Genomic DNA, 15,359 nt, shown 5'->3' on the forward strand with positions numbered 1-15,359 from the left:
AGTCCAAACGTTAGCGCACACTCGAACATAGTTGTACGTACAGGATGGAACGCATATGCCTAAATCTGTCTTTCAGGATATCTATCGCGAACTTAAGCTCAAGATCGAGAACGGATCCTACCCGTATCAGTCGTTTTTGCCCTCCGAAGCCGAGCTCACCGACGAGTATGCCTGCTCGCGCAGCTCGATTCGCCGCGCGCTCGGCTTGCTCGCCAGAGACGGCTATGTGCAGTCGCAGCAGGGCAAAGGGGTTCGCGTGATCCGCAATCCGCAGCTTCTCGATCATACGGGCTATAACGGACTCGAGACATTCAACGAGCTCGCCGCGCGCTGCGGCTTCACGCCACACACCAAGCTTGTCACTTTCGAGGAGGTCATAGCTGACGAAAAGCTCTCCGAGACGACCGGCTTTGCCGAAGGCAGCCGCCTGACGCACATCATGCGCGCGCGCTCGGCTGACGGCATGTATATCTCGACGGACGAGAGCTTCTATCTCTCTGACAAGGTGCCGGGACTCACCCCCGATGTGGTCCGCGACTCGGTATATGCCTACCTAGAGGGCACCCTCGGCATAAAAATCGTGACGAGCAAACGGACCATCACGACCGAGGCCGCCACAGAATCTGACGCGTGCTATATCAATCTAGGAAAATTCAACGCGGTCGGCGTCATGCGCTCGCACACCTTTGATGCCGATGGGGTGATGATCGAGTACACCGAGTCGCGCCAGCGCCCGGGGTTCTTCGCGTTTCACGAGACCGCCATCCGCAGGAACTATTAGCCAAGACGTGCCGAGTTGCGGGCCAGGCCTCGGCAGTGCCGCGGCAGACAGGAGGTCCCGCATCCCCGGCGCTGCGGCAGACGAGGGGCCGGCATCCTCAACACCGTCGTAAAAGAGAAGGCTGGCATCCCGTCGACTCCAAAAACAAAAAAGGGGCCTCATCAGAAGATGAGACCCCCGCGCCCCTGCGACACAGGCGAACAAGACGTTCTCGAAGTCGCCTAGTAGTTGACGACCTGCTCCTCGAAGTAGCTCTGCGGATGGTTGCAGACCGGGCACAGCTGCGGGGCAGCCGGACCGACATGCAGGTGACCGCAGTTCAGGCACTTCCACACCTTGACGCCCTCGCGATCGAAGACCTCGCCCTTCTCGACGCGCTCGGCGAGCTTGAGATAGCGCTCCTCGTGGGCCTTCTCGACAGCGCCGACACCGCGGAACTTGGCGGCGATCTCCTTGAAGCCCTCCTCCTCAGCGGTCTGGGCAAACTCGGCGTACATGGTGGTCCACTCGTAGTTCTCGCCCGCGGCGGCATCCTTCAGGTTGTCGAGGGTTCCGGGAACCGCACCGCCATGCAGGTACTTGAACCACAGCTTGGCATGCTCGGACTCGTTCAGAGCGGTCTCCATGAAGATGTTCTGAATCTGAACGTACCCGTCCTTCTTGGCCTGGGACGCGTAATAGCGATACTTGGTGTGGGCCTGAGACTCGCCGGCGAACGCGGTCTCGAGGTTCTTCTTGGTTTGGGAGTTCTCAAAATCCATGGGTATCCCTTCCCTTCTGCCCCAAGGGGCACAGCGTGAGTGTCGCGAACGGCAGGCAACTGCCGCGCGTGCTCACCTTATACCCAATCCGACCCGGATTTCATTCCTTATTAGGACACCGTCAACTTTCCGTAATTAGCCATGTGCCACTTTTTTCTGTGCAGAACCCCTCACGGACAAGGTCGGACAGAATCGATGACACCAGGTCGCGATCGACCGTAGGACGCCCCGCCGCTCGCTCGAGCTCGTCCACGCCGCGCGCGATGTCCTCAAGGCGCAGGCCCGACGGGGCCTCCGAGCGGGCATCAAGCAGCATACGCACGATATGGGCGCGTTTCTGGCGCCGAGAGCCTTCGAAGCGCGACTGGCGCGTATACCCAGCCGAGCGACGAGAGGGGTTGGGGATGGTTTTCTTGAGGTAGGCGCCATAATCGAGCAGCGCATAGTACCAGGCGCGCGGGGTGTCATGCCCATCCTGCGGACTCGCATACGCCTGCCCGCCCTCGCCAGCACCTAAACGCCCCGCTTGGCGCCCGCCGCCACGCTCCGTCGGAAGCGCAGCGCATCCAAGGGCAGCCTCGTCCGGCACCGCCAGATTCTCCGCCTCGTCCGCTGCTCCCGCCGGGGCATCAGGACAGGTCGCCTCGATCAGGGGCACGAGCTCTCGGTCGGGCACTGCGGGGACATCGGGGAAAAAATGGTGCAAGAACACCGTACGGACGTTGGTTTCCAGATAAACCCCCGGCAGATCAAAAGCAAAGGCGCGAATGCCTTGTGCCGTTGCCGGGCCGATGCCCGGGAGCACCACCAGCTGCTTCGTATCGCGCGGAAATACGCCGTCGTATTCCTGCACGATCGTCTGAGCCGCACGATGAAGCGCCAGCGCGCGCCGGTTATATCCCATCCCCTGCCAAGCCGCGAGCACCTCTGAAGAGGGCGCCTCGGCAAGCGCCTCAAGCGATGGGAATCGATCGAGCCATGCAGGCATGCGCGACTCGACGCGCGGCACCTGGGTCTGCTGCAACATGACCTCGGAGAGCCACACCACATAGGGGTCCCTCGTCCGACGCCACGGAAGATCGCGGTAGAGACGTTCTCCCTCAGAACGAATCAGGTTACGGAATGCCTCAAGAGACGCCCCCTGAGCTGGGGCGGCGGGGTCATCCATGAGATGGGAAGACGGGGACACGGGACCTACCGGCATTCCGAGCAGGAGCACTCGGCGTAGGAGGGGAAGGCGTCGCGGTCCACAAATACGGGATCGACCGCAGGGTTCCTGCGATGGTTGACAACGTCATCGAGCGTAACGGAGTCGAGGTAGTTGCGCAGGAGCGCCTGAGCACCGCTCCAGATGGCGTGGTAGCAGCAATCGGTCATGCGGGCACAGGTGCCACCTGGCGCCGTGCAATCGTTGACGATGAGGGGACCTTGGACCGCCTCGACGATCTGTCGAATGGTGATGTCAACGGGATCGACCTTGAGCCGCATGCCGCCGTGGACGCCTCGCAGGCTCTCGATGATTCCTGCCTGCACCAGGCCGTGCTGGATGGAACGAGCAAACGAATAGGGAACATCGACCTGCTCCGCTGCGGTGCGCACCGAAAGCAGACCCCCCTCTTGTTCGACCAAGATCGACAGGATGCGCAATGCATAGTCGGTCTTCCTAGAAATATCCATCCATCCCCCTCGGGCCTGCCTAGCGACGAGCCCGTCAGGCGAGAACGGGACAACGCGGCTAGGTGCGTTAATTGACCTTACGCCAGCGACATACTATACCATCTTGATATGGAGAGGCCGTCTACCATACCCAACCACATCGGTGGAATATACAGTATTCGCCCCGAATGATTCATTGCACTGTGCGTTGCGCTCCTTTGTTCAAATCACCTGGGCAGCCTGATGACCTTGCGCCTCACGCCGCGTCGCAACATCCAACCCTATGCCCTGCCCACGCTCCCCCATCTCTTCCATGACCGTAGTGATTGCCGTCCAACCGTGTGCGTCTGCAGACGCTAAACATGCAATTATTTACGTTTTTGCCTCACAAACGTAAATAATTGCATGTTAACTACTATCGAGCACGACGACACATCAGACCTTGCGCTGAAGCTCCTCATATGGTGCCCAGCATCATCCATAATCGTGTCGCCGAAAGGCCCCATGCCTACGTTCGTTTCGGTTTTATGCAGCCTTTTTCGAAACAGCCGAGTAGACAGAGATTTCTGACAGCAAAACCGCAGATCAAAGGATTGAGGGGGGACAAGGTGTACTCGACCATGCCGGAATTATCTGCATAAATCCGAAGCGAATGCGGTTGCGAGTCGCCGCATATAGGGTTAACGGTCTTGCGGGGCACGATTTGGACTCAAGACGGCATGCGCGTCCGGCTCGCCCCGGCCATCTTGTCCATGCGCCTCGCTCTTGGAGGCGCAGCGCCCCAAGAGGCGCTCTTGAATACAGGCCCCGCAATGGGACCCTTGGAACATGGTGCCGCAGAGGGCAAAGTCAAAGCGAGGCTGTGAGGCGAGATTCACGCAGAAGACGCGTATAGCAAAACAGCCCGCTAGGAAACCTAACGGGCTGCTCCAATGCAGTGGCGGGAAGTACGGGGCTCGAACCCGCGACCTCCGACGTGACAGGCCGGCGCTCTAACCAAACTGAGCTAACTCCCCTCAGCAGTTGCTGCGAGGAGTATTATACGCAGAGGTTCTCGAACGATGCAAGCACTTTTTTGAAAAAAGTATTTCGCACATCCTCAAATACGCCTTCTGCTGCCTTAGGCACGGCAACTACCTGCAGATATAACCAAGGAAGCGCTGTCATCGAAGCGCGGAGGCCTATCGGCGACGGACCGAGTGCGCAAAAAAGTCGGCCACGTCACCCGGAAGAAAGCTATAGGTCGACAATCTCGGTCGAAAGCACCTTGCCGTCTCGGACGAGCATCCGAGCCATGGTCGGCCCCCTGCGGCCGCGCGGCATCGACGGCGAGCCGGGATTCACCACCGTGCAGCGCCCCAGCTCATCCACGCGGGCACGATGCGTATGCCCGCAGATGCCGACATCCACCATGCCCACCGGCAAATCCTCGCGATAGTGCGACACGGCAAAGGAAAGGCCCTCGTAGTCGAACAGATTCAACCGTTCGACCTCGGGGCCATAGTCGTAATAAAAATCGTTGTTGCCAAGAACCGCCTTTATCTGCGGGCCCAGCGCACACAGGAGCGCCCAGTCAGACTCGGAGGTGATGTCGCCCGCATGAACGATCAGATCCGCCCCCTCGAGCTGCCCCAGCAACTCATCGGTCAGATGCCCATGGGTGTCGGAAATGATGTCGATACGCTTCGTGCGGGAGGTGTCCACTGGCAGCCTTTCTGTCGTCTTTCTATAGGCTCAACGCCTTCTTGAGGGGCACCACGCGGCGACGCGACACCGGAATGCGCTCATCCACACCGGTGACCCCAAGCTGGATGGCGCCCGAAGGAACGGTCTCGACGTCCTCCACGCAGGCCAGGTTGACAATATAGCGACGATGGACCCGGAAGAACCCGAAATCGCACAGCTTCGACTCAAACTGCGCAAGCGACGTCGTAGACAAGAACCGGTCGTCGTCGGTGAAGATGCAGGAATAGTCGTCCTTCGCCATGATGTAGCGAATTTGATCGACCGGGATGAGCACCTTGCGCCCACCCTTTTCCACAGGGATGCGCTCGATGGTGACCTTGCTCTCGGTCGCAGGCTTCACGCGGGCGAGGACCTTGTTCAAGGCCTGGTCGAGACGCTCTTCCTCGACGGGCTTCAACAGATAGTCCACCGCGTCGACCTCAAAGGCCTCCACGGCATGGTCGCTATAGGCGGTCACAAATACAATCGCCGGCGGGTTCTTGAGCTTGTGCAGCGCCTCGGCGAGCTGAAGGCCGGAAGCGCCGGGCATGGAGATGTCCAAAAAGACCACGTCGACGCGGTTCTCCATCAGCGTCTCGATAGCCGCGCGAACGCTCGAAGCCTCGGTGATGGAGCTCATCTTGCCCGTCTGCTCTAGCAGGAAGCGCAGCTCGGAACGGGCAGGCGCCTCATCATCGACGATCATCGCACGTAGCATATCCCGAATAACCCTTTCCTCGGCGTTGTAGCTCCCGCAGCGAGCGGACCTGTCGGCACACCCTGCGCGGGAACTTCTATTCTACCCCTCTGTGAAGATACTCTCCACTAAGTCAAGATGCAACGTGACCGTAGTTCCCACGTCGGGCCTCGAAGAGACCCGGGCAAAGGAGTTTGGCCCGTAGAAGCGTTTGATGCGCTCATAGATGTTCCGCGTCGCCACGCCGGCGCCGCCGCCCTGCGGAAGGCTCGTGTCGACGGGCAGCGACCGCTCGCTAAAGAGACGGGCCGCGGTCTCGTCGTCCATGCCGACGCCGTCATCGGACACCTCGATGTCGAGCGCCTCGTCGCCCGCCGGGCGAATGGACACCCAGATGTGGAGCGGCGCCTCGTCGCGCATGGCGTGGCGGACGGCGTTCTCAACCAGCGGCTGCACGATAAAGGCAGGCACCGGCGTGTCCTCCACCTCGGGCTCCACGTCGAAGTCGGCCATGATGCGCTCCTCGCCAAACCGGGCACGCTCAAAGACAAGGTAGCGGCGGGTCTGGGCGATCTCGCGCGACAGCGGGATGAGCGACCCGGAGTTGTCGAGCGTCGAGCGGTAAAACGAGGCGAACTCGCGCAGCAGCTCGCGGGCTCGGGCCGGGTCGGTACGGGTAAACGAGGCGATGGTGTTGAGCGTGTTGAACAGGAAATGCGGGTTGATCTGAGCTTGGAGCGCACGCACCTCGGCGCGGGCGGTGAGCTCCTCCTGCTGCTCGAGCGCATGGATTGCCAGCTGGGTGGAGAGCAGCTCCGAAAAACCCGACACGAGCGCATACTGCGTACGGTTCACCGCGCGAGGACTCGAGAAATAGAACTTGAGCGCGCCCACTGTGCGTTCGCGCACCTTGAGCGGGGCCACGATGCCCGCCGGGATCTGCCGGGGGCGGCCCAGCTCGCTTGGGACCTCGATGGCCTGCGTGAACGACTGGACGATGCCGTGTTTGAGCACGTAGCGCGTGGCGGGGTTATGGACGGGAGAGCCCGGCGGGAAGTCGTCGGCCATGTCGCCCACGCAGGAAAGCACCACCGACGTGTCGGTGATCGCGATACTGCTCGCATGGGTCTCGGGCAGAAGGCGCAGGCAGATCTTTTCGGCGCTCTCGCGCGTGAGGCCGTCCTTGAGGTCGTCGAGCATGTTCGAGGCGACATACAGTGTCTCTTCGGTATAGCGCGACCGCAGCGCATCGGGGTTGATCCCCAGATAGACGAACAGGATGAAAAACAGGCAGAGCAGCACGCAGGCGACGAGCGTGTAGAGCGCGCCGAAATCAGACGAGAGGATATGGATAATGCCGACAGACACCACCAGCAGGCAGATGCCCACCAAGGCCCTCACGAGCACGATGTTGTCCGTCCTGAACCTATCAGGGCGATTGATCATCGACGTCCTTTCAACATCACGGCGAGCTCGGGATCGCGCCACAGCCCGTCCATGATGCTGGGCCAGAAGCTCTGGAACTTAAGATAGCTGTTCTCGTTGTCGCGTGCATAGCGCAGCGCGTCCGAGCGTCCGTGACGCCAGATCTGCCAGTAGCCTTTATGCTCGCGGGTGAAGAGGGCGCGGACAAGCGCCGTCCGGCGCACTCGGTCGTCAAGCTGGCTCGAGATCCACGGCCCCGGATAGGGCATGAGCGAGGCGGCGGTCACTGAATTGAGGTCGTTGCGGCGGTTGGCGGCAGCAAGCTTGACGCGCTCGTAGTACCAGCGATATACGTCCTGCATGAAACGCGGAGAGCGCTGCTCGGACTCGGGAGGCAGGTGCTTCACCGCCCACTCGTTGTCAAACCACACGTCAAGGCCGAAGAGGCGCATGTTGAAAAGGTAGTCGAGATCCTCGCCGCGCGTGATGAACGGGTCGAAGGGAACGCGGGAGAAGGCGCGGGCATGCAGCGCCAGAAGTCCGCCGCAAACATAGTTGGAGCGCGAGATGCGGGTGCCCGACAGGGCCCGCTTCATCCACCGATTGAACTCCAGGCGCTTGGTCCACCACTTATGGCAAATCCCCGCCTTGGACGTATCCGCCAGCGGAGAGCCGGAGCGGTCAAAGAAGTAGCCGCTCTTGGCCAGGATGGGGAGCCGGGTCCTCGTCTCCTGGCCAAGGGCATAGAGCGCTTTCGTCATAAAGTCAGGGCGCAGGACCACCTCGTCGTCGTCCAGGAAGATGACGACGTCGCGCCCCATGATCGCGGCAACCGCAAGGCCCATGTTTCGGATGGCGCCGTAGCCGCGCAGCGAGACGCACTCTCCGGTGCCCCCCGGCGCGATTCGACCCACGCGGTCCATGACCTGCGTCGCCTCGAGATTGGTGACGACCGTCACCGAAAGCGTGGGATGTGCCTCGACGATCTGGCGCACACGGCGCGAGACCTCGACCGTGGCGGAAACCGGGCAGACGACGAGCAGCACAATGGGCGCCACGTCGGCTACCTGCTCGAGCGAGGCGAGGCAGCGGTCGAGCTCGGGCGTGGGGCTGTGCAGCTCGGTCGAATGGTCGTAGGTGCCAGGAACATAGGCGCCGGTATGCTCACCCGCCCAATAGGTTGGAATCACGATCGCGGCGTTCATGAACGTACACTTCCCGTCCCCGGGTCGCGCCCGGCAACAACAGACCTGGCCTATCGAGGCATCCCCCGACAGTTCTAGCGGCTCGTCTGCTGCGCCTTAACGTCGAAGGGCGAAAGCTCCCTGAAATACGGGGCGCGGGCGAGCGAGCGTGCGAGGGGGTACCCCAACACATACATGATAACCGCTTCTCCCACACCCGTGCTCACCAGACCGAAGAGATACATGAGCGGCCAGGCGCCATCGAGCGAGATGGACGTGAAGGGAATGGTATAAAAACCGGTCGCCTGCAAAAGGATGGGGAGATATGCAGGGACGATGAGTGCGTTGGCGAGCACGGGGCCCGCAAGCGCCACGAGCGGATGACGGCGCATCTTCCAGGTGAACAGCGCTCCCGCAAACGTGGCGGCAGACCCAAAGACCACGTCGAGCAGGCCCAGCATGCCCGTACCCGATAGAGCGATGTTCGCCACATTGGCAATGGCGCAGCCCAGGGTAAGGCCGGGAACCGCGGCGGGCGTAAACAGCGCGAGGGCGCAGAGCGCCTCCGATACGCGGAACTGCACCGGGCCCCAGGCGAGGTTGCCCAGCACGAGCATGGTCACCAGCGTACACGCCGCATAGAGTGCGGCGATGACGCCCATGCGAGCGATGTCATTCGATTTCATAAGTCGATCACCTTCTATGATTGGAGGGCTTTACTGATGCAGCAAAGCCCTCCAGCAGGCGCGGGCGCGGTGGGACGCCCGCTCATAGGTAGAAGATGCATCGACGAGGACCTGCCACCGCTCCCGGCGCGGTGCCTGCACGAACCCCAAAGCGTCCGGCGCCGTGCTCCCCGCACGAGGCCAGATGCTAGGCGATGCCCCTCATGCGGGAAAGCTTTGCCAGCATGACAAAGCCCACGACCAGCAGGACCCCGATGGAAAGCACTCCTAAAGAAGGGTCGCCCGTGAGCGATGTCACGACAGATACTAGCAGAGTTCCCATGACGCTCGCATAGCGCCCAAAGATATCAAAGAAGCCATAGTACTCGTTGGCGTGCTCCTTGGGGATGAGCTTGCCGAAATAGCTGCGAGACAAGGCCTGGATACCGCCCTGGAACATGCCCACCAGAATTGCGAGGATCCAGAACTCGAACGCCTCCTTCAAGAAGAAGGCCGCGAACAGCACGATCGCCACGTAGGCGGCAACCGCGATGATGATCATGCGGAGCGTGCCGAACCTGCCCGCAAGCCTGCCATAGGCAATCGCCGAGGGAAACGCCACGAACTGCGTGACGAGCAGGGCGAGGATGAGCTGGGTGGAATCGATGCCGAGCGAGGTGCCATAGGTGGTCGCCATCGAGATGACGGTATGCACGCCGTCGATGTAGAAGAAGAAGGCGATCATAAAGATGAGCAGCGCCTTGTCGCGCGCGATGCGGCGCATGGTGGCGACGAGCCCGCGGAAGGTGTTCGCGACGGTAGAGGCCATGGTCTCGCCGGGTGCAAGCTCCTTGGCATAGCGCTGCTTATAGGTGCGCAGCAGCGGAATGGTGAACAGCAGCCACCATACGCCGGTAATGATGAAGGACATGCGGGTGGCGAACATCATGTCGAGGCCGAGCATCGAGGGACCCAGCATGATCAGCGCGATGCACACGATAAACGGCACGCAGGAGCCCACATAGCCCCAGGCATACCCCGAGGAGCTCACGCTGTCCATGCGCTCGTCGGTGGTGACATCCGGAAGCATCGCGTCGTAGAACGTCATGGACGAGTTGAGGCCGATGGTGCAGAGCACGTAGACCACCAAAAACGGCATCGCACCCATGGGGATGGCCTGCGCCAGGCAGAGCACCAGCCCGGTCAAGAAGAATCCCAAGAAGAATTTGATCTTGTTGCCCGCGAAGTCGGCGAGCGATCCCAAGATGGGCATGAGCAGCGCCACCACCAGCGAGGCGACCGTCTGGGCATTTGCCCACGCCGTAACGAGCTCGGCTGAGTTGGCGGCGGTGTTGATGGCGTCGAAATAGATAGGCACCACCGAGGTGTTCAAGAGCACGAGAGCGGAGTTGCCCACGTCATACATGACCCAGTTCCGCTCGAGATCGGTGTATTTCATACGGTTCCTCCCCCTCGCCGCGCGTCCGCACCCAGGCGACGGGGCGACGCGGTCACACGAAGCATATCCGCATTATGGTACGGCAGCGAACGCGCGATAGGGGTCAGCATTCTGTAAAGGGGCCTACTCCTCGCGGCCGAACTCCTCGTCCCCGTCGAGAGGGCGGCCCGAGTAGTTCACGTGACGGGTAACCTGGGCCATATCGCCCGCCTCGACAAAGCAAGCGGCCGCACGCGCATAGTCGGCAAGCGCGCGGTCGAAGACCTCCGGGAAGCTCTCGCAGGACTCCGCATGCGTAAAGGGGTCGCTCCACGGCCGATGTGCCAGGTTGCCCGCGCCGGCAGGGGGAGTCGTCGTGCTCCTATGCGCAAGCGACCCCAAGAGCGACCAGTCATGCAGCACGCCCTCGGCAAGCGAGATGAGCGACGACGCCGGCGAGCCCGCGGGCTCGATCAGCTTGTAGACGACCTTCATGTCTGCCACCGCGCCGCCGTACTCGTTGGCGCCGACCTCGAGCCCATAGACGCTATGCGCCACGTAGCTGGTCAGCGCGCCGGCGACCTTGTTCACGCGTTCGTTGGTGGTGAGCACCGACTCGGGCGGATACGACGCCACGGTGGCGCCGTCGCGCTTGCGCTGGAGCATGAGCACGTCGAGGTCCGCCTCGATGACCGCATGGACCACAGACCCAGCATCGGCAAGGTCGGGGTCGGCGGCCTGGATGCCCCACTGCTGCGCATAGACAAACGGATGGGCGTTGCGGTCGAGAACATAGTGCGAAAGCAGGCCGAGCACGAACGCGCGCCCGACACCGGCATCGTGGCGATTCAGATGGCCCGCCCCGTCGCGCAAGGCGGCAAACTGGCGGGACATGCGACAGCGGTGCATGCAGCGACCGAACTCCATGCACTCCCCCATATGCGGCGTGCGGACGCGGAAGAAGAACGGGTCGGGCCCCTGGTTGGCGATGAGAAACGCGATGCGCTCGTCCTCGCTGGTGACGATGCCCTCGGGCAGGCGGCCGATACTTTCCTCGCCAAACAGGCGGTGTGTGATGAGTGCAGGCATGGTGATCCTTTCGCTTGCGCCGCAGCTCGCGGCACGCGGCAACGTTGCTCGACCTCCATTATTCCCAACCGGGCGCGTCAGAACCCCTCCGCGACAAAACGCGCCCGAAGGCGGGCAGGCGCCTGCGACGGCCCTGAGAATACGGGGGCGGACACAGGGTCGATGCGGGTCCAGGGGGTCTGCCCGGATCCCCTGCAGCCCGGCGCGGCATATGCAGATGAAACGAACCCGTCCCCATCCATCCCATCCATCCGCTACAAGCCGAGCCGCTCCTTCACCGCCGCGACGCGCCGGCGCGAAACCGGAACCGCCGCGTCGACATGCTCGAGCCGCAGCTCCAAAAGTCCCGGGCGGGAAACCACCACATCGTGCACTTCGTCCACATTGACCAGGTAGCTGCGATGCACGCGCAGGAACCCCTCTTTGGCCAGACGTTCCTCCAGAGAAGAGATGGACTCGCACACCAGATAGGTGCCGTTCGGCGTGACGGCATGGGTATAGTCGGCGCACGCCTCGACGTAGCAGATATCGGACACGGGGATGAACAGACGCTTGCCGCCGCGCTCGACCGCAAGCCGCATCGGCACGCCCTCGCGCGTTGCGGAGCGACGGGCATCGAGCTGTACGCCCAACTTGTCCAACGTGCGCGCCAGACGCGCCTCTTCTACGGGTTTGAGCACGTAATCGACGGCATTGAGATCAAAGGCGTCCGCCGCAAACTGATTGAAGGCGGTCACGAAGACCAGAAGCGGCGGGTTCTTCAGACCAGAAAGCGTCTCTGCAATACGCATGCCGTTGGTGCCGGGCATCTGGATGTCCAAAAACAGGACGTCGGGACGGCTCGCCAGGATCTTCTGCACGGCCTCCCCGCCGCTACCCGCCTCATCGATCTCGCCGATGCGCGCATCGCGCCCCAGCAGATAGCGCAGCTCCGCCCGAATGGGCGGCTCGTCGTCCACGATCAGCACGCTCCACGGACTTGCTTCCATTGCGTCCCCTCTCTTGTTTGCGTCCTCGGCATACCCTGCGCGCAGCGCTATGCCAGCGCGAGCGGCGCTGCGGGCTCAAGCTCGCGCGGCTCCCCCACCAAGCACACCGTGGCGCGCGTGCCCAGCCCCAGCTTAGATTCGATATGGATGCCCGAATCGCCGCCGAAGAAAAACTTGATGCGCATCAGCACGTTGACCAGTGCCAGCCCGCAGCCGCGCGGGTTGGAGCCGTCGGCAGCCATGTCGTCGCTGTCCTCCAGGGCGGCATCGCGCTCCTCGAACAGATGGGCGAGCGTCGCCTCGTCCATGCCGGCGCCGTTGTCCTCGACCACGACTTCAACGCGGTCGTCGGCGCGGCGCGCGCTGATGCAGATCGACAGCGGCTCGACCTCGCGCATCGCGTGCTTGATGCAGTTCTCCAAAAGCGGCTGCAGGATGAATGGAGGCACGCGACACGAAAGCACGTCGGGATCGATCGCCTGCCGCACGCGCAGGCGCTCGCCGCCAAACCGCGCCTGCATGAGGTTGATGTAGCGCATGCCCTGGTCGAGCTCCGACTCGAGCGTGGTGAGCTCCTCGGAGTTCGAAAGGGTCTGCCGATAATAGTTGGAAAAGTCGATCAGTAGCGACCGCGCGAGCTCGGGGTCGGTGCGCACAAGCGAGGCGATGGTTCCGATGGTGTTGAACAGGAAGTGGGGATCGACCTGAGACTGCAGGGCGCGCAGCTCGCTTCGCGCCGCAAACTGGTCTTGGCGCTCCAGCTCAAAGCTTGCAAGCTGAGTCGAGATGAGCTCTGCAAAGCCCGTCGCGAGCGCCGTCTGGCGCATATCGATCGCACTAGCCCGCGGATAGAAAAGCCCGAGCGTGCCCATGCAGCGGTCTCGCACCTTCAGCGGGGCGACGATGCCCGCCCGCAGGTGCGGAAACGGGCTGCCCTCGCCGGAGTCCCCGTCGCGCGCGAACACGCTCATGGTGCCCGAGGCCATGACGCGAGCGGTGGTCTCGAGCGCGACCGGGGTTCCCGGCGGACATTGCTCGGAGCCCACGCCCCAGCTGGCCAGGATCTGCTTCCCATCGGTGATGCAGATCGCCGACGCCAGCGTCTCCGGCAAGATGATGCGGCAGGCGCCCAGCGTCGCCTCGGGGGTCATGCCCTGACGGGTGTGGGCGAAGATCTTGGAGGCGATGGAGAGCGTGCGGTCGGTGGCGCTCGACGTGAGGTCATCGGGCACCACGAAGACATACGAGAAGAAGAAGCACAGCAGCACCAGCCCCGCGATGGTGATCACCGCGGGAACAGGGTTGGGATCTGCCACGAGCTCCACGATGAGCAGGATGATGAGCATGGGCACGCACAGCCCCAGCAGCACCGTCATGATCACCTGGCTCGACCGCAGCACTTTGGTGGGATTCATGCGTCGCGACCGCTCGATTACGCCCGGAACCCTCACGCCATCCCCTTCTTCCGAAGCATCAAACCAACAAAAGGCCTTTCGGCCCAAAACATCCCCTATCCTACCTGTTCTGTCGCCATGTGAGCGACCGCCTGCCGCAGAAACTCGACGCGCGGGGGCGTGCCCCGCATCTTCCCGAGCACCGCCTCAGGCCGAAAGCCATGAGTCGGCGGGAAGATGGGAGCACGCCCTTGGTGTCACGCGCTACGCGGAGTACTTGTTGCGATCGCCGAAGGTGCCGGAGACGACGATGTTGCCGTCCTTCATGATCACGTCCATGTTCTCGGGCGTGAGGTCATGGATGTCGGCCGCGGGATCGCCGTTCACCACGAGCAGGTCGGCGAACTTGCCGGCCTCGAGCGAACCGGTCTCGTCCTCGCAGTGGGCCATCTTGGCGCCGTTCAGGGTCGCACAGGTGATGGTCTCGAGCGGCGAGATGCCGACCTTGTCGACGAAGTCGTACATCTCGTCGATGGTGACGTAGCCATACGGCGTCACGAAGGAGAAGGAGTCGGAGCCGATCGTGAAGATCACGCCACGCTTCTTGGCCTCGCGCAGGCAGTCGTAGTTGCGCTGGAGCTCCTGCTCGACGAGCGTGCCCTCGTACTTGTCGTGGATCTCGGGCACGTAGACCGGCGGATAGGTGGAGTACCAGGTGGGCAAAAAGCCGATGGTGGGCGTGAAGAAGGTGCCCTGCTCGGCCATGAGGTCCATGGTGCGCTCGTCGATGTCGAAGCCATGGATCAGCTGCTCGCAGCCAAAGCGGACCGAATCGTACGCCGCGGAATGCGAGTTGTAGCAGTGGCTCCACACGGGGATGCCGACCATCTTGGCCTCATCGACCACGGCCTTGATCTCCTCGGCGCAGTAGTGCTGGTCGCGACCGGAGTCCCAGCGCCAAATGCCGCCGCCGGTTGCCCAGATCTTGATGGCGTCGGGGTTCTCGCGCAGGCGCTGGCGAACGGCCTTGCGCAGGTCCCACGGACCGTCTACCTGGTCGCCCCAGGGGTGGGACTGCTTGTTCTCGAGCTGGCTGCAGTGGTGGGAGTCACCGTGGCCGGCGGTGCGGCAGAAGCCCAGGCCCGTGGCATAGATGCGGGGGCCGGGGAACACGCCGTTGTTCACGCAGTCGCGAACATGGATGCCGAAGCGTCCGATCTCGCACACGGTGGTGAGGCCGTGGGTGAGGCAGTCGTAGGCCTGCTTGACGGCGACGGCCTGCTTCTCCAGCAGCGGCTGCATGACCCAATCGGTGTCATCGTCGGTGAGGTTGCCCGAGAAGTGCAGGTGGGTGTCGATCAGGCCGGGCATGACGGTCTTGCCGGTGGCGTCGATGACCTCGTAGCCCTTATCGGCGGGAACGTCCTCGTGAACGCCGGCGTAGCTGATCTTGCCGTCCTCCTCGACGAGCACGAGGGAGTTCTCGATCGGCTGGGCGCCGGTGCCGTCGACGAGCTTGCCACCGACGATCGCGTACTTCTTGTTCATGGTTCCT

General features: G+C 62.5%; 14 protein-coding genes and 1 tRNA gene. 1 reads left to right on the plus strand and 14 read right to left on the minus strand.

Annotated features, from left to right (window positions below):
* Positions 1-55: 55 nt before the first annotated feature.
* Positions 56-781: a GntR family transcriptional regulator gene (locus H6A15_RS07810; protein ID WP_204673192.1), complete on the plus strand. Its 726-nt coding sequence runs from the start codon at positions 56-58 to the stop codon at positions 779-781.
* Positions 782-1,002: 221 nt separating this feature from the next.
* On the opposite strand, the gene rbr is transcribed toward H6A15_RS07810, so the two are convergent.
* The 14 genes from rbr to H6A15_RS07880 form a co-directional block, all read right to left on the minus strand.
* A complete protein-coding gene (gene rbr / locus H6A15_RS07815; RefSeq protein ID WP_204673193.1) occupies positions 1,003-1,542 on the minus strand; it encodes a rubrerythrin in 540 nt (179 codons plus the stop codon).
* Between the two features lie 121 nt (positions 1,543-1,663).
* The gene (locus tag H6A15_RS07820) at positions 1,664-2,710 is read right to left on the minus strand and encodes an adenine glycosylase (protein WP_204673194.1); all 1,047 of its coding nucleotides are present in this window, start codon (positions 2,708-2,710) and stop codon (positions 1,664-1,666) included.
* A gap of 26 nt (positions 2,711-2,736) precedes the next feature.
* On the minus strand, positions 2,737-3,219 hold the full coding sequence (locus H6A15_RS07825; protein WP_204673195.1) for an RrF2 family transcriptional regulator: 483 nt from the start codon (positions 3,217-3,219) through the stop codon (positions 2,737-2,739).
* 917 nt (positions 3,220-4,136) lie between these two features.
* A tRNA-Asp gene (locus H6A15_RS07830) sits at positions 4,137-4,214 on the minus strand.
* Positions 4,215-4,434: 220 nt separating this feature from the next.
* Complete coding sequence (locus H6A15_RS07835) at positions 4,435-4,902, minus strand: YfcE family phosphodiesterase (RefSeq protein ID WP_204673196.1); 468 nt, start codon at positions 4,900-4,902, stop codon at positions 4,435-4,437.
* Positions 4,903-4,924: 22 nt separating this feature from the next.
* Positions 4,925-5,641, minus strand: a complete 717-nt coding sequence (locus tag H6A15_RS07840; RefSeq protein WP_204673197.1) for a LytR/AlgR family response regulator transcription factor — start codon at positions 5,639-5,641, stop codon at positions 4,925-4,927.
* A gap of 81 nt (positions 5,642-5,722) precedes the next feature.
* Entirely contained in the window at positions 5,723-7,066 is a 1,344-nt protein-coding gene (locus H6A15_RS07845) for a histidine kinase (protein WP_204673198.1), read from the minus strand.
* Positions 7,063-8,250, minus strand: a complete 1,188-nt coding sequence (locus H6A15_RS07850) for a glycosyltransferase (RefSeq protein WP_204673199.1) — start codon at positions 8,248-8,250, stop codon at positions 7,063-7,065. Before H6A15_RS07850 ends, H6A15_RS07845 begins: the two co-directional genes overlap by 4 nt.
* A 74-nt stretch (positions 8,251-8,324) precedes the next feature.
* Positions 8,325-8,915: a QueT transporter family protein gene (locus H6A15_RS07855; RefSeq protein ID WP_204673200.1), complete on the minus strand. Its 591-nt coding sequence runs from the start codon at positions 8,913-8,915 to the stop codon at positions 8,325-8,327.
* 187 nt (positions 8,916-9,102) lie between these two features.
* Positions 9,103-10,353 (minus strand): MFS transporter, encoded by a 1,251-nt coding sequence (locus H6A15_RS07860; protein ID WP_204673201.1) that lies wholly within the window; start codon positions 10,351-10,353, stop codon positions 9,103-9,105.
* Between the two features lie 123 nt (positions 10,354-10,476).
* Positions 10,477-11,421: a zinc dependent phospholipase C family protein gene (locus tag H6A15_RS07865; RefSeq protein WP_204673202.1), complete on the minus strand. Its 945-nt coding sequence runs from the start codon at positions 11,419-11,421 to the stop codon at positions 10,477-10,479.
* Between the two features lie 254 nt (positions 11,422-11,675).
* A complete protein-coding gene (locus H6A15_RS07870; protein WP_204673203.1) occupies positions 11,676-12,410 on the minus strand; it encodes a LytR/AlgR family response regulator transcription factor in 735 nt (244 codons plus the stop codon).
* A gap of 47 nt (positions 12,411-12,457) precedes the next feature.
* Positions 12,458-13,825, minus strand: coding sequence for a histidine kinase (locus H6A15_RS07875; RefSeq protein WP_204673204.1), 1,368 nt, complete (start codon positions 13,823-13,825; stop codon positions 12,458-12,460).
* A 243-nt stretch (positions 13,826-14,068) separates the two neighbouring features.
* Complete coding sequence (locus H6A15_RS07880) at positions 14,069-15,352, minus strand: metal-dependent hydrolase family protein (RefSeq protein WP_204673205.1); 1,284 nt, start codon at positions 15,350-15,352, stop codon at positions 14,069-14,071.
* Positions 15,353-15,359 lie beyond the last annotated feature (7 nt).

This window comes from Enorma phocaeensis, from assembly GCF_016901575.1.
Classification (GTDB): domain Bacteria; phylum Actinomycetota; class Coriobacteriia; order Coriobacteriales; family Coriobacteriaceae; genus Limicola; species Limicola phocaeensis_A.